The following is a 24,907-nucleotide window of genomic DNA, read 5'->3' as shown; positions in this document are numbered from 1 at the left end:
GGGTTGTGCCGTACCGGCAGCGCGCGGACGCCGCCTGGTGCGCGGGCGATTCGAGCGTTCCGCGGCTCAGGACGCCGCATACGCCGTCGCCTGGATGCCGTACAGATCCGCGTATCGGCCGCCGAACGCCAGCAGTTCCTCGTGCGTGCCGTACTCCGCCAGGATGCCCTTGTCGAGGACGAGGATCAGGTCGGCGCCGCTCACGGTCGAGAAGCGGTGGGAGACGATGACCGTCACGGCGCCGGTGCGGTCGGCAAGGGTGCGGGCGCGGTCCATGTAGCGCTGGAAGATGGCCTGTTCGCTCGGGGAGTCGAGGGAGGCCGTGGGTTCGTCGAGGACGAAGAGGAGCGGGTCGGGGCGCATGGAGGCGCGGGCGAGCGCGGTCTTCTGCCACTGGCCCTCGGACAGGTCGACGCCGCCCAGTTCGCGGCCGAGCTGGGTGTCCAGGCCGTCCGGGAGGCGGGCGACCAGGCTCTCCGCGTCGGCCGCGCGGACCGCCTCCGCGATGCGCTCGCGGTCGTCGATGTGCGGGAGGTCGCCGAGTCCGACCGTCTGGGCGAACACGGTGTGGAAGCGCCCGAAGTCCTGGTACGCGGCGCTGGTCCGGGCCCGCCATGCGTCCGTGTCGAGATCGGCGAGATCGGTACCGTCCACGGTGATCCGGCCCTCGTCGGGCCGGTAGAACTTCGACAGCAGCTTCACCAGCGTCGTCTTGCCGGAGCCGAACTCGCCGACCACCGCGACCACGGCACCGGCGGGCAGCGTGACGCTGATCCCGTCCAGCGCGCGGCGTTCCGTGCCCGGATAGACGTACGACACGTCGGTCAGGGTGATGCCCTCGCGCAGCGCGTCCGGGGTGGGGGTGGTGCCAGTCGTACGGGCCCGCTGCCCGGCGGCGTACGAGCGCAGCCACAGGTACGGGCCGATCAGCCGCATCGCGTCGATCGCCCCGGCCGCGCGCATCACCGCCTGCTGCACGGACTGGCGCAGCGCCGCCGCGACCGTGATGGTCAGCACCAGGTCGCCGGGGGTGCCAAGGCCCTGTGCCGTGCGGTGGCCGACGAGCGCGAGGCCCCCGCCGAAGCCGAGCGTGAACACCGTCCAGCCGGCCGCCCGCAGCCATGCCGCACGCATACGGGCCCGGTAGCGGCCGTCCACCACCTCACGGAAGGCCGCGTTCTGGCGCCGTACGATCTCCTCCCCCGCGCCCGCCACCCTGAGCTCCTTGCCGGTCGCGGCGCGCGTGCCCAGCTTGAACAGATGGCGCTGGAGGCGGTGGGACTCGGCTGTGTCGGTCTCGGCGGCGTTGACCAGCCGCTGGCCGCGGGCGTTGGCCCACAGCGGGAGTGCGGCGGCGGGCAGCAGGAGCAGCAGCCAGGGGCTGACCGTGCCCAGCAGCAGGAGAAGGACGACGAGTTGGAGCACGTCCGTGAAGATCGCGATCGCGCTCCACATGCTCGCCACGATGGCCCAGGCGGAGGTGCGGACCGTGGTGACCCGGTCCAGATAGTCCGTGCGCTCCAGGTGCTCCAGGCCCTCCAGCGTCGCGATGTCGCGGAGGATGCCCTCGTGGACGTCCGTCAGCCCGATCTTCTCGGTCGACATGATCATCAGGGAGCGGCCGGTGTGGTTCAGGGTGCGGGTCGCGGCGTATGCGCATGCCGCCCAGACCGCGCCGAGGACCGCCGCATCGTGGTCGCCGGTCGTGATGCCGTCCACGGCGGTGCGCAGGGAGAGCGCGATGCCGGTGGTGGCGGGCACGCCGAGTAGCAGTACGGAGAGGGTCGCCGCGGTAGCGGCGGGGATGCGGCGCCAGGAGAGCGCGAAGAGCTCACGCCACAGCACGAGTGTGCGCCTCACCGGTACTGCCCCCTTCTTGCCGTTCTCGTCCTCACTCAATGCCGTACTCGCCTTCCTCGATGCGGTCCTCGTGGCCGCGCCGGAAGCGTTCGGCCTGGATTGCGAACATCTCGGCGTACGCGCCCTGCCGTGCGATCAGTTCGTCGTGGCTGCCGGACTCGGTGATGCGGCCGCCGTCGAGCAGCACGATCCGGTCAGCCTGGCGGACGGTGGACAGGCGGTGCGAGATGAGGACGACGGAGGTGTCGTCGCCGCGGGCGCGGGCGAGCCGGTCGAAGACGTCGAACTCGGTGCGTACGTCGAGGTGGGCGGTCGGCTCGTCGAGCACGAGGATGCGGGCGCCGGTGTGCACGGCGTAGAGCGCGCGGGCCAGGACGACCTGCTGCCACTGTCCGCCGGAGAGGTCGACGCCGTCGGTGCGGGAGCGGGCGAGCGGGGTGTCCCAGCCATGCGGCAGCCGCTCCAGGACGGCGGTCAGACCCGCGTCGCGGGCGGCCGCTGCCAGGGCGGTGTCGTCGCGGGGGACGGCGGCCTGGCCGAGCGTCACGTTGTCGGCGGCGGAGAGTTCGTAGCGTACGGAGTCCTGGAAGACGACCGAGATGCGGCGGCGCCAGGCGTCGGGCGCGAGGTCGGCCAGGTCGGTGCCGTTCGCGGTGAGGCGCCCGCCGGTCGGCTCGTACAGGCCGGAGAGCAGCTTGATGAGCGTGGATTTCCCTGCGCCGTTGAGGCCGACGACGGCGAGGAGTTCGCCGGGGCGGATGTCCAGGTCGAGGGCGTCGAGGACGGTGCGCTCGGTGCCGGGGTAACGGAAGGAGACGCCCTCGAAGCGGACGTGGAGGGGGCCTTCGTGGACGGGTTGGTCTCCCTGGCGCGGCACGGGCACCGGCAGGAGCTTCTCCAGCTCCGCGGTGGCTTCCAGCGCGGCCTCCGCCCCGGCGACATCGCGCCCGTCGGCGTAGTCGACGAGGCTCACCAGCGCCCAGCCCGCGCTCAGCACGGCTGTGGCGACGGCCACCGACTGTGTGCCGTCCGCACCGCCCGCCGCTGCCGGTACGAACACCGCGAGCAGGCAGACGAGGACGACGAGACCGTGCCCGATGTTCTCCCACGACGTGTGGACGGTCCTGCGCCACAACGGCTCGAACATGCCCATCAGATGACGCCGCTGCTCGGCGAGCATCCACCCGGCCAGGCCGAAGGTGCGCACGTCCTTCCCAGCGCTCGGCGACGTCAGCGCCTCGGCCCACACCCCGCCCTGCTGGGCGCGGTCGGCGCGGGTCAGCCACTGCCGGATCAGCTCCGCGAAACGGCGTACGAAGCGGATGCGCAGCGCGACGACGGGCAGCAGGATCACGGGCACCGCCCACCACGCGAAGGCGGCCAGCACGGCGGACGAGGCGACGAAGCCGCACGCGGCCGTGATGAATCGCAGCTGAGCGGCCGCGCCGTCGGCCGGGGTCCGCTCGGTCCAGTTCTCGGGGTCCGCTGACGCGGCCTGGACGAGCTGCTGGGTCCTTGGCTGCTCCAGACCGCCGATGGTGGGGACGGAGACGGCCCGGCGCAGCAGCGCGGCCCGGTGTGCGCCGACGATCCGTGCCTTGAGCAGCCAGTCCAGGGGCTCGATGAACGACTCGAGGAGATGCGCGGCGAGGAGGAGGACGGTGAAGGCGGCCAGTGGCCAGAGGAGACCGCCGAGGACTCCGTCGCCGGTCAGCCGCTCGGCGCGGCCGATGAGCTGCCCCATGGCGAGGGCGGTGGCCGCGGGCAGCAGGGCCTGGGCGAGCAGGAGCAGCGAAAGCCCCGCCAGCAGGGGGCGGGGGACGGTGCGGAGCGGGCGGAGCAGCATGATGCGCCGCGGCAGTGGGCCGGTCAGCAGAGTCACCTCGCGGGTTCCGGTGGGGGTGGAGCCGGCCCCGGGCGGGACCGGCTCCCTTTCGCGGTGCTCCATGGTGCCGTGGTGCTGTGGTGCCGTGCCGCTGAATTTTCCGGCCGTCAGGGCGTGAGGCCGTCGAATCGGCTCAGCTACTGGAGACGGTCAGGTTGTTGGTCTGGAAGTCCAGCCCGCCCGACGACGAAGTGATCTCGTAGCCGAACTGGACGTCGCCGATGGTCTCGTTGCCCATCCAGCCCTTGGTGTCCTTGATCCACTTCAGGATCGGAAGGATGTTGACGGTTCCGGAGTTGGAGTCCGAGGTGCGCAGGAACGAGAACACCTCGTTGGCGCCGTTGTTGCCCTTGTAGACGGTCCAGGTGTGGCCGCCGAGGGTGACGTTGCCCTGCGAGGTGCCGAGCGGGCCGACGGCGCCGTTGTAGTTCACCCAGAGCATGATCTCGTAGTCGTAGTCGGTGTCCCAGATGTCGTACGAGGTGTTGTACGCGCCGGAGGACGGGACCGTGACGTTGTAGCTGCTGCTGAGCGAGCCGAGCGAGGTGATCGACTTGTTGATCACCTTCTTGGAGTTGGGGTAGGACTTGATGCCGCCGGTGTTGGGGTGGTCGGCCCAGACGCCCCAATTGGTACCGGAGTTGGCCCAGATGCACTGGCTGCCGGCGCCGGAGCCCCAGATGTTGTTGTAGAGCGTGTAGCCGTTCAGCGTGGTGTTGCCCCACTGGTCGCAGGAGTTCCAGACGGCGGCCTGGGCGGGGGCGGCGGCGAGGCCGATCGTGGCGCCGAGCGCGAGCGCGGGGGCCAGCAGGGCCTTGCTGATCTTGCTCAGTGTGCGTCGTGCCATGGTGTCCCTTTCCATGGGTGGGGGGATTTGCTGAGTTCTTCGATCTACCGCGCCTCCAGAGTGAGGACGCGGTCTTCCCCGGCGCGCAGCGAGAGCGGGCGCGCGCCGGTGGAAGTCCGGGAGGGCGTCCGCAGGTCGACGCGGACGCTGCGGGTGGGGCGGATCACGGCGGTGGCGCCGTCCGGGCCCCAGGTGAGGTCGACTTCGGCGCCGAAGCGGGTCCGTACGCCGAGGAGTTGGCCGCTCTCGTACGCGTCGGGAAGCGCGGGCAGGAGGACGAGCCGGTCCGGTGTCGACTGGACCAGCATCTCGATGACCAGCGCGGGGAGCGTGTGGGCGGCGTCCGCGTTGTAGACGTCGCGGGCCGGGTAGTGCGCGGTCATCAGCGAGGCGTGGAAGAAGTCGCCGGCCAGGACCTGGCCCAGGGCGGCTTCGGCACGCTCGCCGTCCCGCAGTCGGGCCGCGATCAGGGCGTGGTGGAGGTGGCCGTGTGCGGAGTCGTTCTCGGCGCCGCGGAGTTCGAGGGCTCGGTGGGCGGCCGCGGCGAGGTCGGGGGTGTCGTAGGGGTTGATCTCGTCCAGCGGCCAGACGCCGTAGAGGTGGCTGAGGTGCCGGTGGTCGTAGGAGTCGTCCAGGCCCGGCCACGCCCATTCGGCGATCGCGCCGTCACCGTTGACGCGGTGTGGTGGGAGCCGGTCGGCGAGGGCGCGCCAGCGGTCGGCGTCGGGGGTGCCGGGGTGGTAAGCGGCTGCGGTGAGCAGGGCGTGGCGGGCCGCGGAGAGGTCCATGGCGGCGTTGAGGGTGCCCCAGCTCGCGTTCGCGGGCCGGTTCTCCGGGGAGTAGGAGGGGACGATGACGAGGTGCCCGTCCGGGGCGGTGCGCGTGAGGAAGTCCTCGTAGAAGTACGCCACTTCGGCGAGCGCCGCGGCCAGGCGCGGGTCCTGTTCGCCGCGGGTCTCGTCGTGGTCGACGAGAGGCTTCAGCAGCCAGTCGGCGCCCGCCGTCCACAGGTGGAGGGGGTACTCGCGGCTGAAGTGGTACGTGTGCCCCGACTCGCCGTCGGTGTGCGCGGGCGCGACGACGCCTCGTGTGCCGAAGATCGCGCGGGCGTTGTCCCGCCAGTCCGGCAGCTGGGCGTATACCAGGGTGGCCTGCGCCTCCGTGACCTCGGGCAGGGCCCCGGCCGCCGCGGATGCGGTCTGCAGGTTGAGGTTGGCGTCGTTGGTGAACGCCCCGGACCACCCGGTGTTCCAGTCACCCGTCCACAGGCCGGTCAGGCGTGGCGGCAGCATGCCGCTCGCCGACAGCAGGTGGTAGCGGCCCGCCGCGAAGAGCCGCTCCAGGAGGGCCGGGCTCTTGGGGCGGCGGATCAGCTCGGAGCCGGCGATGCCGTGGTCGGGGTCGTCCTCGGGGGTGCCGAGGCGGAGGGAGACGCGTTCGTAGGCGGGGCGGTGGAGGGCGGTGTGGCGGGCGAGAAGGTGGGTGTAGGTGCTGTCCAGACCGAGGAGGTGGGCCTCGGCGGCGTCGGCGAGGCTGCCGTCCGGCGGCAGGCCGGGGCCGGGCTCGGGGCCGGGCTCGGGGCCGGGGTCGAGCAGCAGGGCGCGTAGGGCCTCGGCCTCTGCGAGGACGTCGAGTTCACCGGTGTGGCGGTGCACGCGCGTGAGGAGCAGTACGGCTTCCGCGTCCTCGACGCGCACACCCGGCGGCTCCACGGTCGGGCGCCCGCCTGCGGGCACGACGAGGGTCACGCCGGTGTACGCGCGGTCGCTGTCGGGGTAGCGGGCGCGGAGGGTCAGCAGGGCACCCTCGCGGGTGAGCGCAGCCCCATGACCGACCGACAGACCGGCCGGGGCGCCGGGGAGACGGTGGTCGAGGGAGATGTCCAGGGTGGGGCCCGGTCCCGTGACGTACTGGACGATGACGTCGTCCGCGCGGGAGACGAAGACGCGGCTGCGCCAGTCCGCGCAGGCGGCATCGGCGACCCCGGTGGTGAAGTCGACGGAGCGCCGGTAGCGGCGCCGTTCGCCGACCGGCCGCTCACCGGCCGGTCGGCGCAGCCGTACCTGGAAGGCCGGGTGGAAGGGCTGCACCCACATCAGGCCGCGGCCGTCGGTGAAGCGCTCGGCGGCCGTCGTGTCGCCGGCGAGCAGCCGGTCCTGGAGAGCGGCGAGTTCGGCGGCGAGCTGCGGAGGGCGGCCGTGCTCACTGCCGTTGGGGCGGACGAGCGTGTGGTGATTGACGATGACCCGGTCATCGTCCGGATCACCGAACACCATGGCGCCGTGCCGCCCGTTCCCGCTCAGGAAGGCGTCCTCCCAGCGGTCGGCGGGCATCGGCTCCCAGGTTCCGGCGCGCCACGCGTGCGTGCCGTGTGCGACCTGCCACGCGTGCGTGCCGTCCGTGACCTCCCACGCGCGCGTGCCGTCCCCGGTCTGCGGCGCGCGCGTGTCGCGCGTCTCCTGCGGTCCGTTCACGGCGCCAACACCGCCACCCCGTACCGCTCCAGCTCCAGCGACCCCTCGACGGCCTCGCCGGTGAGGAGATCGCGGTGCGTGCCGGCGGGCACCTCGACCGTGACCGGCTCGCGCCCGTGGTTGAGGACGAAGAGCAACTCGCCCCGGCGGACCGCCTCCACCCCGGCCGGGAGGCCCTCGAGCACCGGCCGTACGCCTGCCTCGGCGGCCACCCGCGCCAGCAGATCGCGCAGCGCCTCGGGCTCCGGGAGCGTGGAGACGTACCAGGCGCGGCCCTTGCGCAGCACGGCCGGGAGGCCGTCGAGCTCACCGCCCTTGTACGGAGTGACGGCGTCGGCGTCCCCGGCCTCCAGCTCCTCGGACCAGAGCGTGCCGCGGAAGCCCTCGGCCTCCACGGTCTCGCCCGCGTCCAGGGGCCACCACTCGTGCAGGATCCGGATGCCGAAGAGCTCCCGCAGCCGCGCGTCCATGCCACCCGTGCGCACCCGGTCGTCCTCGTCGGCGACACCGGTCTGGAAGCCGCAGACGAGGGTGCCGCCCCGCTGCACGTACTCCACCAGGTTGTCGATCGCCGCGTCGGTGAGCAGATACAGCTGCGGCACGACGACCAGCTTGTACGCGGAGAGGTCGTGCTCGGGGTGGGCGAAGGCGGCCGTCGTGTTGGCCTCCCACAGGGCGCGGTGCCAGGCGCGTACGACGTCCTGGTAGTCGACCCGGGAGGAGAGCCGGCCGTCCTGCTGGCCCGCCCACCAGGCGTTCCAGTCGTGCAGGATCGCGACATCGGCGGGCACGCGCGTGCCGGTCACCTCGCCGCTGATACGGGCCAGTTCGGCACCGATCTGCTTGACCTCCTGGAAGGTACGGCCCTGCTCCCCCGCGTGGCTGACCATCCCGGAGTGGAACTTCTCCGAGCCCTGCCGGGACTGGCGCCACTGGAAGTAGCAGACGGCGTCGGCGCCGCGGGCGACGGCCTGGAGCGACCACAGGCGGTTGAGGCCGCGCGGCTTCGGGTGGTTGACGCCCCGCCAGTTGACGGGTCCGGCAGCCTGCTCCATGACCATCCACGGACCGCCGCGCGCCTGTGAGCGCGTCATGTCCTGGATCAGCGCACCGTTCTGGCCGCCGAAGGGGTCACGCGGGTCCGGGTAGATGTCGACCGAGACGGCGTCCTCTTCCTCGGCCCACTTCCAGGCGTCCTGGCCCATCCAGAACGGCATGAAGTTGGCGGTGACCGGGATGTGCGGGGTGTGCCGGCGGACGATGTCGCGCTCGGCGACGTAGCACTCCAGGAGCATGTCGGAGGTGTAGCGCTTGAAGTCGAGCACATGGGTGGGGTTCTTCATGTAGTGGGCGCGGCGGGGCGGGAGGATCTCGTCCCAGCTGCCGTAGCCCTGGCTCCAGAAGGCGGTGCCCCAGGCGGTGTTGAGGGCGTCGAGCGTGCCGTACTTGTCCTGCAGCCAGCGGCGGAAGGTGGTGGCCGCCTCGTCGCCCCAGTCGTAGGTGCAGTACTCGTTGTTGATGTGCCACATCGTGAGGGCGGGGTGGCTGCCGTAGCGGGCGGCCAGGTCCTCGGTGATGGCGGCGGCGTACCGGCGGTAGGTGGCGCTGGAGTGCGAGAAGTGCTGGCGGGAGCCCCACCACTCGGTCTGGCCGTTCTCGTCGCGGGGCAGCGTCTCGGGGTGGAGGCGGCCCATCCACGGCGGGGGCGAGGAGGTCGGGGTCGCCAGGACGACCCCGATGCCGTTCTCGTGCATGAGGTCCATCAGGCGGTCGAGCCAGCCGAACTCCCGTGCACCCGGGCGTGGTTCGAGCTTCGCCCAGGAGAAGACACCCAGCGTGACGGAGTTGACGCCGGCCTCGCGCATGAGGCGCACGTCCTCGTGCCAGGTCTCCTCGGGCCACTGCTCGGGGTTGTAGTCGCCTCCGAAGAGGACGCGTCCGCGCGTGGTGTCGGCGAGGGTGGGCCGGTCCGGTGTACCGGATCCGGCGGCGGGCGTTGAGGGGGGCGTCGGGCGGGTCATAAGGAAGGTTCTCCGTACACGCTGGGCGTCGGGGGTCACGCTGGGCGTCTGGGGTCACGCCGCCGGGCGGGGTGTCAGGCCGGGTCTCCGTACTGGATGCCGCGGCCGTTGGTGCCGAGGTAGACCCGGCCGTGGATGCGGGGGTCGCCGGCGATGACCTCACCGATCCAGCCCCACTGGTGGGCGTCGTCGTTGATGCGGATCCAGGTCTTGGCCTCGTCGTCGGAGCGGTAGACGGCGGTGATCGCCTCCGTGGCGCCGACCTGGTAGATCGCCGGGTAGTCGGCGCCGTCGGCCGCCTTGCCGAAGCCGAGCGCGTACGAGGCCCAGCAACTGGTCACCTTCGTGAAGGAGGCGCCGCCGTCGGTGGAGCGGTAGAGGCCGTTCCACTTGGCCGAGAGCCACAGGTCGCCGCTGCGGCCGGGAGCCGCGGCAATCTTGAACTGGCTGTCGCCGGAGGGCAGTCCGGTCGCACGGGCGGTGAACGAGGCGCCGCTGTCAGTGCTCGCGTATAGCGTTCCTGTGTCGGTGTCGTACGCGTAGAAGCGCGTCGGGTCGGCCGGGTCGGCGACCGGCGTGGCGCCCTTCGGGAAGGAGGAGACCTCGGTCCAGGTCGCGCCGTTGTCCGTGGAGCGGTGCGCGGCGTACTTGGTGCCGTCCCAGTGCACGAACGTCCACAGCAGCGTCGAGCCGTCGGCGCTGGTGGCGATCGGTCCCGGAGCGCTCTTGGCGATGTCGGGCTGGGCCGCGAAGGGCGCCCAGGTCTGCCCGCCGTCGTTCGAGTACGCGCCGTTGCCCTTGTCGCCCCAGCCCGTCCGCACGACGTACGACGGCTTGGCCGCGGCCAGCGCGAGTCCCGTCGCCGTCCCGAACACGGGGTTCGCCGCCATGCCGCGCGACGGAGACGCCGCGAGCAGCTCGTGGTACATCACGCCGATGTCCCCGAGCCCGCTGAGCAGGTGCGCATCCCCGGCCGGGGGCGAGATCAGCTGGCGCACGGAGGTCTCCTCCAGGCCGCGGATCTGCGGTGCCCAGTTCTTCAGGTCCCGGGTCGCATAGAGCGTCGCGCCTGTCCCGAACACGATGTGCTTCGAGTCGTACGGGTCGATGCCCACGGCCTGGATCCACCAGCCGAACTTGGGCTTTTCCTCGCCCCACTTCAGATAAGGAGTCTCGGACACGTCGAAGACAGCAGCGTCCTTGAGGGACGTCCAGGTACGGCCGCGGTCGGTGGACCGGAACAGGGTGTCGACGGCCGCCCAGCGGTTGTTGGTGGAGACGACGACGGTGCCGGGGCGGCAGACGTCCACGGCCACCCCGCCGTAGCCGAAGGTGTCCTTGGAGCCGTCGGCCGTGGTGCCGCCGGGCTTCACTGGCGTGACCTCGGTCCACTTGCCGGTCGCGGTGTTCAGCTTGTGGACCGAGCCGGTGGAGTGGCCGTTCGGGCCGGGGGTGTCGGCGTAGGTGACGTACAGCTCTCGCGTGGTGGAGTCGTACGCGGCGCGGATCGGCACCTTGGCGGCGATCCCGGTGGGCTGGCCGGGCACGGCCTCCCAGCCGCCGGACGAGGTCGTGCGGTACAGGGCCGTGGCGGTCGCGCTGCCGTCGCCGTCTCCCCAGCCGGCATACAGAGTGCGCCCCGCCGCTGCGAGGAACATGACGCCCTGGCCCGAGGCGTTCGCCTGCGCCGGGAAGTCGGCGGAGGCCCAGGTCGCGCCGCGGTCGGTGGACTTGAGCAGACCGTCGTGGCGGGTGCCGAGCCACAGGGTGCCGCTGTCGCGCGGGTCGACGAGGAGTCGCTCACCGGCGCCGCGTCCGTCCTCATTGGCGCCGAGCTTCACGGTCAGATCGGTGCGCGTCCAGGTGGCCCCGCGGTCGTCGGAGCGCAGTACGGCGCCGTTGCCCGCCCACGACTGGGCGTACGTGCCGACGGCTAGGTACACACGGTCCGGGTGGGCCCGGTCGACGGCGATCGCCTCGACGCCAAGCAGGTTCCAGTCGTCCCAGCCGATGTGGTCGGTGAGCGGCACCCACTGGCTCGTGGCGTCGTCCCAGCGGTAGGCACCGCCGATGTCCGTACGGGCGTAGGCGAGGCCGCGCACGGAGGGGTGGAACAGCACGCCGCTGATGAAGCCGGTGCCGCCGATGACGGCGTTGCGCCAGCGGTACGGGTTCCCGGTGTCATCCGTCGATGCGGCGGCAGCGGGGGCCTTGGTGGCCGCATACGCGCTGCCCTGGAAGGCGGGAACGGCGGTGAGTGCAGCCGAGGCGGCTGTCCCGGCAAGGACGGTGCGTCTGCTCAGGCGGTGCGTGCTCATGACATACCTCGTTCTGTGCGGGGAGGAGCGGAGGAGCCTGATGAACCTGAACCTGGGGGGAGGGTGGATCTGGAACGGGGAGTTCCGAGATCGCGGCGACAGACAGCCGGCCGGGGAGCCGGGCGTCATGGTGGGAGGGGGCCACGCCGTTGCGGGGATAGGGGCCCGCCGCGGCGCGGAGTTGGTGCCCGCCGTGGCCGGCCGGTGACAGGCGCGGCCGGACACGGCGGCGTACGAGGGGCGGCGCGGGCGTCAGCCCTTGATCGCGCCGGTGAGCATGCCCTTCTTGAAGTGCTTCTGGACGAAGGGCGAGAGGAAGGCGACGGGGAGGAGGGCGAGGACCATGACCGCCATCTGGACGGCGAGTCCGGACAGCTGGCCCGTCTTGATGGCCTGCCCCAGGCCGACCGGCGCCTCCTGCTTCTGGACCAACTGGATCATGACGTTCTGCAGCGGCATCATGTCCTGGTCGCTCAGATAGATCGACGCGTTGAACCACGCGCTCCAGTAGCCGACGGCGTAGAAGAGTGTGATCACGGCGATGACGGCACGTGAGAGCGGCATCACGATCTTCCACAGGATCCGCCAGTCACCGGCGCCGTCGATCCGTGCGCTGTCGATGAGTTCCGGGGAGATCCCCATGAAGAACCCGCGCAGCACCAGGATGTTGAAGACGCTCACCGCGCTCGGCAGGATCAGCGCGAGGTAGGTGTCCGTCAGCCCCAGGGTCTGCACCAGCAGATATGTGGGGATGAGGCCTGCGCCGAAGAACATCGTGGCGAGTAGCGTCATCAGCATCCAGCGGTGTCCCACCGACCCAGTACGGGAAAGCCCGTACGCGCACAGTATGGACACCGTCATCGAGAACAGCGTGCCGACCACGGTCACACAGAGACTGATGATGGTCGCACGCGTGACCTGCCCGCCGCTCAGCAGCTCCTGGTACGCGATGAAGGTGATCTCCTTGGGGATCACCACCAGGCCGCCGGCCTCGGTGATCGTCTGCTTCGAGGACAGGCTGGTGACGATGACGATCCACAGCGGGAAGAGGACCCCGAGGCAGGCGAGTCCCAGGACGAGGCCCTTGCTCGCGAGCCCGGCCTTGCTGGGCGTCTCCTCCCAGCTGGGCCTCGGCGGTCCTGCCCAGCGGCTGCGGGAGTCGGCCTGGACCACCGGCCGTTCCTCGGTCACGGCGCTCACTTCTTGTACACCCCCTGCTCGCCCATGAGATGGGCCACCTTGTTCGCCGCCAGCACCAGTCCCAGGCTCACGACGCCCTTGATGAGGCCGGCGGCGGCCGCATAGCTGAAGTCCTGGTTGCGGACGCCGTTCCACCACACATAGGTGTCGAGGACTTCTGCCGCGCCCGGCCCGACCGCGTCGCGTTGCAGCAAGATCTGTTCGAAGCCGACGGTGAGGGCGTCGCCGACGCGCAGCACCAGGAGCAGGGCGATCACCGGTCGCAGCGCGGGCAGCGTGACGTGCCACATCCGGCGCCACCGCGAGGCCCCGTCCATCGCCGCGGCCTCGTACAGGTCGGGACTGACGGAGGCGAGCGCGGCGAGGAAGACGATGATGCCCCAGCCCGCGTCCTTCCAGACGCCCTCCGCCGTCACCAGGAACTTGAAGATCCCCGGGTCGGTCATGAGGTCGAAGCCCTCGTAGCCGTGCTGCCGCAGGGTCTGCGCGATGATGCCGGCGCCGCCGAAGATCTGCTGGAAGACGGTGATGACCAGCACCCAGGAGAAGAAGTGCGGCAGGTAGAGGATCGCCTGGGAAACGGCCCGTACGCGGGGCCTGATCACGCTGTTGATGAGCAGCGCGAGCAGGATCGGGATGGGAAAGAAGAGCACCAGCTGCAGGAAGAACAGCACCAGGGTGTTCTGCACGGCGTCCCAGAACGCCGAGTCCTCGAAGATCCGCTGGAACTGCTCGAAGCCCACCCAGGGGCTCTCCAGGGTGGCGATGAAGCCGTTGTCGCTGACGTACGGGTCGTACTCCTGGAAGGCGACGACGTTGCCGAGGATAGGTACGTAGTTGAAGACCAGGACCAGCAGCACGGCCGGCAGGGTCATCAGGATCAGGGCGCGGTCCCGCCTCAGGCGGTTCCTGAAGGTACCGCCCTTCGAGGCTTTGGCGGCCTTGGACTTGCTCGCGCGCGTCGCCGGGGCGACGGACGGCTCGGTGCCGTCCGTCACCACGGACGCGGCGGTCCGGGCGGGGGCGCCCGGTGCGGTGCTGTGCGACGACACTTACGTCACCCCTGCGAGCCGTTGTCGTCGAGCAGCTTCTTGTACCAGTCGCGCAGCTTGTCGCCGCCCTGGCTCTTCCAGTCGGAGATGGCCTGCTGCATGTCGCTGATCTTCTTGCGGCCGCGGACGACGTCGTCCTCGAGCTGCTCGAAGTCGTTGGACAGGTTGGTGTAGCGGGCGGGCTCGACGATCTGCATCCCGAAGAAGGAGGACTTCTTGGTGAAGGCGCCCATCCGCTGCTGCCACTCCACCTGTTCCTTCGCGATGTCCGGGAAGTCCGGGTGCGCGATGGTCGGGGCCGGCAGGGAGAGCATGACGTAGGCGTTCACGACTTCCTGGTTGCCCTTGTCGGTCTTGACCGGCGTGCCGTCCTTGACGGTGTAGTGCGTGCCTTCGACCCCGTACTGGGTGAGCATGTACTCCTTGGTGCCGTACGGGGCGGCGGCGACGTTCGCGGCGGCCAGCACGTCATGGATCACGGCCTTCGAGGCCTTCTTGTTGATGAAGGCGAAGATGCCCGCGGGTGATGCGGCCCAGAGCTGGGGGTCGCCGCCGTCGTGGCCGAAGATGTCCATGCCGGCGATGCGGAACTTCTTGTTCTGGGTGGCCTGTTCGGCCATCTTGCCCCACCAGTCCGCGATGTTCCCGTTGTACATCAGCACCTCGCCCGAGGTGAAGCGCAGGCCCACGTCGCCCTGGTTCTGCGCCTTGGCGTCGGGGTGGACGACGCCCGCCGCGTACAGCTTCCGCGTCCACTCCAGGGCTTCGAGGTACTCGTCGGTCTCGACGCGGTAGATCAGCTTGCCGTCGACGAGGTTCCAGCCGAGCGCCTTCTCGCTGCCGGAAAGGGCGCCGAAGCTGTTGAAGGCGGTCCACTTCATGTCGTCACAGGCCCACACCTTCGCCTTGGCGTTGGTGATGTCCTTCGCAAGAGCCAGGAACTCGTCGGCCGAGGTGGGGATTTCGTACCCCTCCTTGTCGAAGATGTCCTTGCGGTAGAAGGGGACGATGCCCGGGCCGGTGGGAGAGGGCTGCGGCAGACCGCGCAGCTTGCCGCCGAAGATGGAATACCGCCAGGCGTCCGTGGGGAGGGCCGCGAGGTTCGGGTACTCCTTGACCTTGTCGCCGGAGAGGTACGGGCCCAGGTCGGCCATCTTGCTGATGATGGCGCTGGGTATCTTGCCGCCCATGTTCCAGCTGGGGATGACCACGACGTCCGGCATGTCGCTGGAGGCGAGGACCGCGCCCAGCTTCTCGTCGTAGGTGTTGCCGTCCTGGTTCTGCCAGACGATGTCGGCGCCGATCAGCTCGTTCATCGCCGTGTAGTAGGGGTTGCTGCTCTTCGGCGGCGAGCCCCAGAACGGCGACATGATCTTGACGGTGGAGCCCTTGCCGAGCTTCTCGGGCACCGAGGTCTTCAGGTCGGCCAGGGAGAGCTTGCTGGTGAAGCCGATCGCGGAGCCGTTCTTCGACGGGATGTCGGGCGTCACCACGTTCTGCGCCACAAAGGTGGGAAGGATCTTCTGCGCATCCTTGCCCGAGGTCGTGCCGTCCTTGGAGCCGCCGTCCGAACCGCCGCAGGCGGTCAGCAGCGGCATCCCGCCCGCCACGGCCGCCGCGGCGACCGCCGTGGAGGCGAGGAAGCTTCTCCGGCTCGGGGCGGAGCTCGCAGAGGAGGAGTTCGGCGTCATTGCGTCAACCCTTCATGGCGCACCAGGACACCCGGGGCGGCGTGCCACCGGTCGGCTGCGGTGTCGTGAGTGGAACTGGCTGAGCTGAAGCGGACATTGGTGCGGTGCACAGAACGTTGGTGCCCGGTCCGTTGTCGAAGCGCTTCGATGTTGCTGCGAGGTTAAGTGAACACTCCGAGGCGCACAAGAGCCGATTCCAACATTCCTCTGACCTCTACACGGGCGGGGAGAGGGTCCATGCGAGACTTCGCGCCCAGAGTTGTTGCCATGACGTGTCTTGACACTCACCGCTCCACGGCAACAGCATCGAAGCGCTTCGAAAGCGCGCAACTCGTTCGACCACACCGGCTCGCCCGAACACACACAGCGCACACCTCGCAGACCTCGCTCCACCACAAGGGGATTCCCACGTGACCGCACACCCGCTGCCCTTCCGCGATCCGCAGCTCCCGTCCGGCGAACGGGTCGACGATCTGCTCGCGCGGCTCACGCTCGACGAGCGGATCGCGATGCTGCACCAGTTCGCGCCCGCCGTGGAGCGGCTGGGCGTCGCGGCGTTCCGCACCGGCCAGGAGGCGCTGCACGGCGTGGCCTGGATGGGCCCGGCGACCGTGTTCCCACAGGCGGTCGGGTTGGGCGCGACCTGGAACGACGACCTCGTGCGCAGGGTCGGCGAGGCGGTCTCGACAGAGGTTCGGGCGATGCGCGCCGGCGACGACCGCGTCGGCCTCAACGTCTGGTCCCCCACGGTGAACCTGCTGCGCCACCCGCTGTGGGGCCGCAACGAGGAGGGCTACTCGGAGGACCCGAAGCTGACCTCGGCCATCGCGACCGCGTACACCCGCGGTCTGCGCGGTGACCACCCCGACTACTGGCGCACGGCGCCCGTCCTCAAGCACTGGCTGGCCCACAACAACGAGACGAACCGGGACACTTCGTCCTCCTCGGTGCGCCCACGCGTGCTGCACGAGTACGACCTGCGTGCCTTCCGCGAGGCCGTCGAGGCGGGCGCCGTCGCGGGCGTCATGCCCGCGTACAACCTGGTCAACGGCCGCCCCAACCACGTCTCGCCGTATCTGGGCGAGCACCTGCGCGCCTGGACGGACCAGGAGCTGCTGGTCTGCTCGGACGCGGGCGCGCCGTCGAACCTCGTCGACTCGGAGCACTACTTCGACACGCACGAGGAGGCGACGGCGGCAGCGCTGATCGCCGGCGTCGACAGCTTCACCGACCACGGCACGGACAGCTCGCAGATCGTGGCACGCGTGCGTGGCGCTCTCGAACAGGGTCTGATCACCGAGTCGGACATCGACACGGCGGTACGCCGCCAGCTGGCCGTCCGTCTCAGCCTCGGCGAGTTCGACCCCGAGCTCGACCCGTACGCCGGCACCAAGGACTTCGACACCCCGGCGCACCGCGCACTCGCCCAGGAGGCCGCCGAGCAGGCGATCGTCCTGCTCAAGAACGACGGCGGCCTGCTGCCGCTGGCCGCGGACACCCGTATCGCCGTGGTCGGCCTGCTCGCCGACGAGTGCAAGCTCGACTGGTACAGCGGCACGCTGATCCACCGCTCGACTCCGCTCGAGGGCCTGTACGAGCGGTTCGGCGCCGACAGCATCGAGTTCGCGGAGGGCGTGGACCGCGTACGGCTGAAGACCTCGTCCGGTACGTATCTCGTGGTGCCCGAGGCCGAAGAGGCGGACGACCAGGTGCGCGGCGCCGAGGGCGCGCTCGACCCCGCGCTCCTCGCGGGACGCACGGACCTGCCGCCGCTGACCGCCGACGCCACCGGGACCGACCTCGCGCTGATCGACTGGGGCGACGACGTGCTCACGTTCCGCGCCCCCGACGGCCGCTATCTGTCGGTCGCGGACGACGGCTTCGTACGGGCTTCCGCGGACCAGCCGGGCGGCTGGGTCGTCCAGGAGACATTCCGCCTCGAAGCGTCCGGGGCCCACGAGAACGGTCACCTCCTGAAGCACCTGGGAACGGGCCGGTACGTCTCTGTCGTCGCCGGCGGCGTGAAGGTTGCCGCGGAAGACCCGTCCGAGGCGGAGATCTTCGAGGTGGTCGTCACCGAGCGAGGTGACGAAGCGGTGGCCCGCGCCGCCGCCGCGGCGGACGTGGTGATCGTGGCGGCGGGCAACGATCCGCACATCAACGGCCGCGAGACCGAGGACCGCACCACCCTCCGCCTGCCCGCCCACCAGGAGCGCCTGCTGCGCGCCGCGCGCGCCGCGAACCCGCGCACGGTTCTGGCCCTCGTCTCCGCGTACCCGTACGCGGTCGACCACGAGGACCTGCCCGCCGTGCTCTGGACCGCGCACGGCGGCCAGGCGGCGGGCACCGCGCTCGCCCGCGTCCTGGCCGGCGACGTCTCCCCCGCCGGCCGGCTGCCGCAGACCTGGTACGCGTCGGACGACGACCTGCCGGACCTGCTGGACTACGACGTCATCAGCGGCCGCCAGACGTACCTGTACTTCGAGGGCACCCCGCTCTTCCCGTTCGGCCACGGCCTGTCGTACGCGTCGTTCGCCTACGAGAACCTGTCGGTGCGGAGGGACGGGGACGTACTCGGGGTCTCCTTCACCGTCACCAACACGGGCGATGTCGCTGCCGACGACGTCGCCCAGATCTACACCCGGGCCGTCGACCCGTCGGTCCCGCGCCCGCGCCGCGAACTGGCCGCGTACCGCCGCGTCCACCTGGCGCCCGGCACCTCGGCCGAGCTGTCCTTCGAACTCCCAGTCAGTGGGCTCGGGTTCTGGGACGTCGCCCACGGCCGCTGGTGGGTGGAGCCGGGTCGGTACGAGCTGCTGGCGGGCGCGTCCAGCGAGGACATCCGGCTGCGGGAGACCGTCCTGATCGACGGCGAGGGGGCGGGCCCGCGTCCGGTCCTGGCGCACGGCCTGGACGCCGCCGGCTACGACGAGCAGACCGGCACCGCGATCGTCGACCGCAGCAAGACGTCGGGCGACGCGGTGACGCCGGCGGACGGCGAGACGGGTGAACTGGTCTTCCGCCGCTGCGACTTCGGTGACGGTGTCACCGAAGTGACGGTGGAGGCGGCGGGCGAGGGCACGGTCGAGCTCTCCCTGCCGGACGGCGAGGTCCGTGCCACGGTCGGCATCCCGGCGACCGGCGGCCCCTACGAGTACGCCACCGTCAGCGCCGCCTTCGCGGCGGACGGCGTGCAGGACCTGCACATCAGGCTGCGCGGCCCACTGCGGCTCGCGCACGTCGGCTTCTCTGGTTGAGGGTCCGGAAGAAGCCGGCGCACGGGGGAAGGGGCCCGGCACCGAAGGCAGTGGGATGCTTCGGTGCCGGGCCCCTTCGCGACGGTTGTCGCGGCGGCCGGTCGGCTGTTTCGTGGAGGCCGGTCGGCTTTCGCGGTGGCCTGTCCGCTAGAGGGCGAGACCGGTCAGGACCATGACCCGCTCGTACGTGTAGTCGTCCATCGCGAAGCGCACGCCCTCGCGGCCCACGCCGGACTGCTTGACGCCGCCGTACGGCATCTGGTCGGCGCGGTAGGACGGGACGTCGCCGACGACGACGCCGCCGACCTCCAGGGTGCGGTGGGCGCGGAAGGCGGTCTGCAGGTCGTGCGTGAAGACGCCTGCCTGAAGGCCGAACTTGGAGTCGTTGACGGCGGCGAACGCCTCGGCCTCGCCGTCCACCTTCTGGAGGGTGAGGACAGGCCCGAAGACCTCCTCGCAGGAGATCGTCACGTCCGCCGGTACGTCGGCGAGCACGGTCGGCGCGTAGGAGGCGCCGTCGCGCTTGCCGCCGGTGAGCACCTGGGCGCCGGCCCCCGCGGCCTCGTCGACCCAGGACTCCACGCGCTTCGCGGCGTCCTCGCTGACCAGCGGGCCGACCTCGGTGGCTTCGTCCGACGGGTCGCCGGTGACCTGCGCCTCGACGGCCGCCACGATCCGCGGCACCAGGCGCTCGTAGAGCGAGGCGTCCGCGATGACGCGCTGCACCGAGATGCAGGACTGGCCGCCCTGGTAGTTGGAGAAGGTCGCGATACGGGTCGCGGCCCAGTCCAGGTCCTCGTCGGATGCGTAGTCGGCGAGGACGACGGCCGCGCCGTTGCCGCCGAGCTCGAGGGTGCAGTGCTTGCGCGGCACCGAGTCCATGATCGCGTAGCCGACCTTGTCGGAGCCGGTGAAGGAGATCACCGGCAGCCGCTCGTCCTGGACGAGGGCGGGCATGCGGTCGTTGGGGACCGTCAGGATCGACCAGGAGCCGGCGGGGAGGTCGGTCTCGGCGAGCAGTTCGCCCAGGATGAGGCCGGAGAGCGGGGTCGCGGGTGCGGGCTTGAGGATGATCGGCGCACCGGCGGCGATCGCCGGGGCGACCTTGTGGGCGCACAGGTTCAGCGGGAAGTTGAACGGCGCGATACCGAGGACGACGCCCTTGGGGAAGCGGCGGGTCAGGGCGAGGCGCCCGGCGCCGCCCGCGTCGGTGTCGAGGCGCTGGGCCTCGCCGCCGTTGAAGCGGCGGGCCTCCTCGGCCGCGAAGCGGAACACCGAGACGGCGCGGCCGACCTCGCCGCGGGCCCACTTGATGGGCTTGCCGTTCTCGGCGGAGATCAGCTGGGCGATCTCCTCGGTGCGCTCGACGAGCCGCTTCGAGACGTGGTCCAGGGCGGCGGCCCGTACGTGCGCGGGGGTCGCCGCGAACTCGTCACGGACCGCATACGCGGCGGCCACGGCCTCCTCGACCTGAGCGTCGGTCGGGACGGCGGCCTTCCCGACGAGCCGTCCGTCCCAGGGGGACGTGACGTCGAAGGTGGCCTCGCCGGTGGCCTGGCGGCCGGCGAGCCAGAAGGCGTGGGTGGCTGCCTCGTTTCCCTGTGGCATGTGAGTCCCGGCCCTTCCGCTGTCGGAGTCTTGGGTGGTTCGTGGGCCGGTGGCGCGTGGCCCGCCGACCCGGATTGGTCCGAGTCCCACCGTAGGGCCGGGGGCAGCCGGGGTCGCTTGTCCGGTACGGAGTGAAAGAGGCTCCTGGTACACCGCTTTGGCAGTGTCGCGGGCCTGGCGTCGGGCGGGCGCCTTCGCGGTGATCGCGGCCGGGCGCCCGGCTCGTCACTCGCTCGCCGTCGCCTTCAGCGCCAGCCACAGCTCCATGCGTACGTCCGGGTCGTCGAGGGAGCGGCCGAGGATCTCCTCGACCCGGCGCATCCGGTAGCGCAGTGTGTGCCGGTGGACGCCGAGGTCCGCGGCCGCCGCGTCCCACTGGCCGTGCCGCGAGAGCCACGCCCGCAGCGAGGCGACGAGGTCGCCGCGGCCCCGCGCGTCGTGCTCGTGCAGGGCCCGCAGGAGCCCGTCCGCGAAGGCGCGTACCGCGTCGTCGGCGAGCAGCGGCAGCACGGAACCGGCGGCAAGCTCCTCGTGTTCGACGAGGCAGCGTCCGCGCCGGCGGGCCACGGACAGGGCCTGTTCGGCCTGCTTGAAGGCGGTGGCGGCGGCGATCGGGCCGGTCGGCGCGGACAGGCCCACGACGAGTTCGTCGTGGGCCTCCACGGGCTCCTCCCGGATCACGGTACGGGCGCTCTCCAGCGCCGCGGCGTGCTCGGTGCAGGCCCGCACGGCCGCGCCGCCGTCGGCGGCGAGCAGGACGAGCCGTTCCCCGTCCGGGACGACGAGAAGTGCTTCACCGGCGCGTGCGGCAGCGGCCTCGACGAGCTCCGCGAGCGCGGTCGGGTCGTCGGCCGCCACGTCGGCCACGGGGGCGGCCGAGGGCTGGGCGGCCGGCACGCGCGCGTGGCTGTTGTCCTTCGCCCGCGCGGACACGTCCTCCGCGTGTGTCCCTGTCTCGCCGGCCCCTGCCCCTCCGGCCGTGGCCGCGCCTTTGGCGTGGGCTCGCGCCGCCGAGGCCGGTGCCGTCTCCGCGATGATCACGCGGAAGGGCGCATCCAGCAGCCCTCCGTACAGGTCCCCTGCGACGGCCCGGGCGTGGTCGGGCTGCCCGGCGAGCAGCATCCGCAGCACGGCGGCGCCGATGCGTTGCTCGGCGGCCTGCAGGGAACGGGACCGTTCCGTGGTGAGCGTCAGCAGGGCGATCGCCGAGTGCACGGCGTACCGCTCGGCGGTGCCCAGCGTCGACGCCGTGCCGACGGCGAGCGCGGCGCGGGGGCGACGGCCGGTGCCGAGCGAGTGCAGCTCCACACGGTCCTCGCCGCTCCCGTCGCCCGGGGAGCCGCCCACGACGGCGCTCGCGGGAGCGGTCCGCCGGTGCAGCCGCTCGACATCAGGGGTGAGCCGGGCAGCCCGGCGAGCGGCCCACTCGGGCGCGGCGGCGACGACGGCGCCGGACGCGTCGTACATCGCCGCCCAGCCGTCGACCTGCGCGGCAAGAGCGGCGAGCAGCCCCTCGGGGCCCCCGCTCAGCGCCTGCTTGGTCAGCTCGCGCTGGGCCGCGAACCCGGCGGTCACCGCCCGGTACTGATCGGCCGCGATGGCAGCCGAGACGGCCTTGCTGATGGCCAGGAACGGCGTCCGTCGCGGCACCTCGAGCAGCGGCAGGCCCTCCGCCTCGGCCGCCTCGACGAGCGCGTCGGGGATGTCCTCGTAGTTGACGCCGACGGCGAAGCCCAGCCCGACGACACCAGCGCCCACCAGCCGCTTCACATAGCGGCGCATCGCCTCCGGGTCCTCGGCGTCCAGCTTGAGCGCGGTGATCAGCAGCAGCTCGCCGCCCTCCATGTAGGGCACGGGGTCGGCCAGCTCGCTCACGTGCGCCCATCGGACAGGGGTGTCCAGGTGGTCCTCGCCCGCGCGCACCCTGAGCTTGAGCGCGGAGTGCTGGACGAGCGAGGCGAGCGTGGGGCGCATGGGTCTTCAGATCTTCTTCACAGGTCGTCGGTCGAGGTGGTGGCGACGTGTCATCGGCGTTCATGCCGTGGTGACGCCGGGGCACTTCCTTGGCCGCCACGTATGAACGACCACTGTCGATTCTGCCTCACCGTACGGTGCCCAAGTGATCGAATGTCCGGACGTCCTGCCCATCCCGGCACACTCCGCCGGCCTCTGCCTCAGCTTCTGAGATCCACGAGCAGCGGCGGCGCGTGTTCACCGCGTACGTCCGTGAGGGACAGCACCGCATGCCCGGGCGGTACGCCGTGGGCCAGCTCGGAGGCGGACCAGCGCTCGCGCTCGACCTGTCGGACGGTCACCGCGCGGGCGGTGGGGGCGTGGCCGGTGATCACGCGCCGCAGGACGTGCACGGTCTTGCCGAGCGGGGTCTCGGCGATGATCTGCCGGTCGGTGACGTCACGCGCCTCGGTCCACTCCTTGCCCCACACCTCCGCGAAGTCCTGCCCGTCCCACGGGGTGAGTCCCGACAGCGCCATACGGCAGCCGATCGAGCCCAGCAGGGGCCCGCGCAGCGGCCGCGGGACGTCGTCGAGCGTGCGCAGCGTCAGTACGGTGCCGGCGTTCGCCGACCGCAGCCGCTGGATGCCGCGTACCGCCTCGGGGGTGACCACGCCCGTCGCGTCGTCGAGGACGAGGCAGGCGAACAGCGACCGGTCGTCGCGGAGGGCGGCACTCGCCGTGAACTGGGCGAGCACGAGACGGGCGAGGATCCGGGAGGCGTCGGCGTGCCCGCGCTCGGGCAGGTCGATACGGACCCGGACGGGGTGGTCGAGCGCCCGCAGCGAGAACGGACGCCCCTGGCCCGACGTGTCGAAGAAGGCCGCGAAGACGGGCCGGTCGAGCAGCGCGATCCGGTCGGCGAGCACACCGCTCAGATCTCCGGGATGACCCAACTGCCGCTCCCGCGCGTCGAGTTCCCGCAGCATCGGTTGCTGCCCCGCGTCCGTGAGCGCCTTGCGCAGCGCACCGAGCGGACCGGGCGCACCGTCCAGGAGCTGCCGCAGCTCGGGCACGGACGGGAAGCGGCCGTGGACGGCGTGGAACGGCCCGAGCAGTTGGGCGAGCACAGTCGTGGAGCGACGGCTGTCGCCGCCCGGGTGCGGGTCCGCGAGGTCGCCGACGAGGGCCTCGGCGAGAACGGCTGCGGCCTCGTCGGGATCGTGGGTTCCGCCGTACAGATCGAGGTCGTAGACGGATTCGGGGTTGCCGATGCGGACGACGACGTCGTACGCGTCGGCAGGCCCGAGACCGGCGCCCGCGGCGCCCACCACGACCACGGCGGCCCGCCCGGCCAGCGCCTGCAGGCACAGCGACTCGGCGAGCGGCCGTACGACACTGCCGGTCTTGCCGGATCCGGCCGGGCCGACGGCGAGCAGGGAGGTGCCGAGCAGATCGGGGCCGAGCGCCAGTCCGGTGCCGCGGTACTGGTAGGGGTTGCGCGGGTCGTCGGCGGTCGTGCCGATTCGCACCTGCGCGGTGGCGAGGTCGTGCCGGGCTGCGCGGACGGGGAGGTCGCGCTCGCCGGAGGGGTGCAGGCAGGCGGCGGCACCGTCCTTGAGGACGGCGCGGGTGAAGGCGGCGAGGTTGTGCCGCCCGGTGCGCACGCCCTGCCACGCGCGCGTGATCCTCGCGTGGTCGACGTCGCGCATCAGCCCGGCGCGGGCTTCGGCAGCGAGCCTGTCGGCGGCGTCCTGGGCGCCGGCGGCCCTGAGCTGGGGCCATTGGGCGGGATCCTCGGCGGGCGCGGGCGGGGGTTCGGCCCTCGGCGCGGCACGGCGCCACGCGGGGAGCCCGTACCGCCGCCAGACCTCGGACCACCGGCCGAGCCGCCCCACCCCGACCATGATCAGAAGCGCGACGACGGTGTAGTACGCGTAGACGGCGACGACAGCGGCGAACGAGTGGGGCTCGGCCCAGGAGTCGGGAATCATCGCGTAGAGCGGCAGCAGCCACCATCCGCCCAGATACCCGTTCCACAGCAGCGACCAGATCAGCCACCCCACGAGGAACGCGATCAACGCCCCGCTGAGCAGCTGACGCGCCGGAACGACCTCGGGCTCCTCGGCGGGCCGCGGCCGATGCCCGAACCGCCACACACCGGGCGCGGCCTCGGGCCGCGGCGCCCGCAACCAGGCCAGAAAGGCGGACCCGTCGGGGACGGGAGGAGCGCCGGGCGCCTGCGCGGGCCGGGGCGGGATGCCAACGGACGGCTCGGCGGCAGGCGGCTGCCCGGGCCGTTCAGGCTGCGCGCGCCGCCCGGCCTGCGGTGGCACGTCAGCCGGGGCCACTTCGGCCGCCGGCTGCGCATCCGGCGACGGCACGCCGACCCGCGGAGCGGCGGCCGGGGACTGCTCGGGGGGCGACGGCACGCCGGCCGACGGCTCGGCGGCAGGAGACTGCCCGGGCCGTTCAGGCTGCGCGCGCCGCCCGGCCTGCGGTGGCACGTCAGCCGGGGCCACTTCGGCCGCCGGCTGCGCATCCGGCGACGGCACGCCGACCCGCGGAGCGGCGGCCGGGGACTGCTCGGGGGGCGACGGCACGCTGGCCGACGGCCCCGCGTGCGGGGACCCCGACGGCACATCCGCCGACGCCCCGGCGGCGGACGGCTGCGACGGCACGCCATCCGGCGGACCGGCGTCCGAGGTCTGGGCCTCTGCCGACCACCTCGGCACATCAGC

13 protein-coding genes are annotated in these 24,907 nt (G+C 71.7%); 1 reads left to right on the top strand and 12 read right to left on the bottom strand.

The annotated features are described in order from the left end of the window. Positions 1-66: 66 nt before the first annotated feature. The 9 genes from ACSMXV_RS30055 to ACSMXV_RS30015 all read right to left on the bottom strand — a co-directional run bounded on the left by ACSMXV_RS30055 (position 67) and on the right by ACSMXV_RS30015 (position 15,348). The gene (locus ACSMXV_RS30055; RefSeq protein ID WP_473174289.1) at positions 67-1,860 is read right to left on the bottom strand and encodes an ABC transporter ATP-binding protein; all 1,794 of its coding nucleotides are present in this window, start codon (positions 1,858-1,860) and stop codon (positions 67-69) included. Between the two features lie 31 nt (positions 1,861-1,891). Further along, a complete protein-coding gene (locus tag ACSMXV_RS30050; protein WP_473174288.1) occupies positions 1,892-3,808 on the bottom strand; it encodes an ABC transporter ATP-binding protein in 1,917 nt (638 codons plus the stop codon). Positions 3,809-3,878: 70 nt separating this feature from the next. Next, on the bottom strand, positions 3,879-4,592 hold the full coding sequence (locus ACSMXV_RS30045) for a glycoside hydrolase family 12 protein (protein WP_473174287.1): 714 nt from the start codon (positions 4,590-4,592) through the stop codon (positions 3,879-3,881). 44 nt (positions 4,593-4,636) lie between these two features. Then, complete coding sequence (locus tag ACSMXV_RS30040) at positions 4,637-6,925, bottom strand: glycosyl hydrolase family 95 catalytic domain-containing protein (protein WP_473179106.1); 2,289 nt, start codon at positions 6,923-6,925, stop codon at positions 4,637-4,639. 137 nt (positions 6,926-7,062) lie between these two features. Then, positions 7,063-9,087 (bottom strand): beta-galactosidase, encoded by a 2,025-nt coding sequence (locus ACSMXV_RS30035; RefSeq protein WP_473174286.1) that lies wholly within the window; start codon positions 9,085-9,087, stop codon positions 7,063-7,065. Between the two features lie 74 nt (positions 9,088-9,161). Next, entirely contained in the window at positions 9,162-11,405 is a 2,244-nt protein-coding gene (locus ACSMXV_RS30030) for a WD40/YVTN/BNR-like repeat-containing protein (RefSeq protein ID WP_473174285.1), read from the bottom strand. Positions 11,406-11,657: 252 nt separating this feature from the next. Beyond that, entirely contained in the window at positions 11,658-12,605 is a 948-nt protein-coding gene (locus tag ACSMXV_RS30025; RefSeq protein WP_473174284.1) for a carbohydrate ABC transporter permease, read from the bottom strand. Beyond that, positions 12,602-13,657 carry an ABC transporter permease gene (locus tag ACSMXV_RS30020; RefSeq protein ID WP_473174283.1) on the bottom strand — a complete coding sequence of 352 codons (1,056 nt, stop codon included), beginning with the start codon at positions 13,655-13,657 and terminating at the stop codon, positions 12,602-12,604. Before ACSMXV_RS30020 ends, ACSMXV_RS30025 begins: the two co-directional genes overlap by 4 nt. A 5-nt stretch (positions 13,658-13,662) precedes the next feature. After that, a complete protein-coding gene (locus ACSMXV_RS30015; protein ID WP_473174282.1) occupies positions 13,663-15,348 on the bottom strand; it encodes a type 2 periplasmic-binding domain-containing protein in 1,686 nt (561 codons plus the stop codon). Between the two features lie 410 nt (positions 15,349-15,758). Here ACSMXV_RS30015 and ACSMXV_RS30010 point away from each other — a divergent pair, with 410 nt between their 5' ends. Then, complete coding sequence (locus ACSMXV_RS30010) at positions 15,759-18,605, top strand: glycoside hydrolase family 3 C-terminal domain-containing protein (protein WP_473174281.1); 2,847 nt, start codon at positions 15,759-15,761, stop codon at positions 18,603-18,605. Between the two features lie 147 nt (positions 18,606-18,752). Here ACSMXV_RS30010 and ACSMXV_RS30005 read toward each other — a convergent pair whose 3' ends face one another. The 3 genes from ACSMXV_RS30005 to ACSMXV_RS29995 form a co-directional block, all read right to left on the bottom strand. Next, the gene (locus ACSMXV_RS30005; RefSeq protein ID WP_473174280.1) at positions 18,753-20,213 is read right to left on the bottom strand and encodes an aldehyde dehydrogenase family protein; all 1,461 of its coding nucleotides are present in this window, start codon (positions 20,211-20,213) and stop codon (positions 18,753-18,755) included. A gap of 225 nt (positions 20,214-20,438) precedes the next feature. Beyond that, positions 20,439-22,187: a PucR family transcriptional regulator ligand-binding domain-containing protein gene (locus ACSMXV_RS30000; protein ID WP_473174279.1), complete on the bottom strand. Its 1,749-nt coding sequence runs from the start codon at positions 22,185-22,187 to the stop codon at positions 20,439-20,441. Positions 22,188-22,387: 200 nt separating this feature from the next. Continuing rightward, positions 22,388-24,427 (bottom strand): ATP-binding protein, encoded by a 2,040-nt coding sequence (locus tag ACSMXV_RS29995; RefSeq protein ID WP_473179105.1) that lies wholly within the window; start codon positions 24,425-24,427, stop codon positions 22,388-22,390. Positions 24,428-24,907: the final 480 nt, after the last annotated feature.

This window comes from Streptomyces sp. DSM 42067, assembly GCF_055792885.1.
This window is presented reverse-complemented; position numbering and strand designations above follow the sequence as displayed.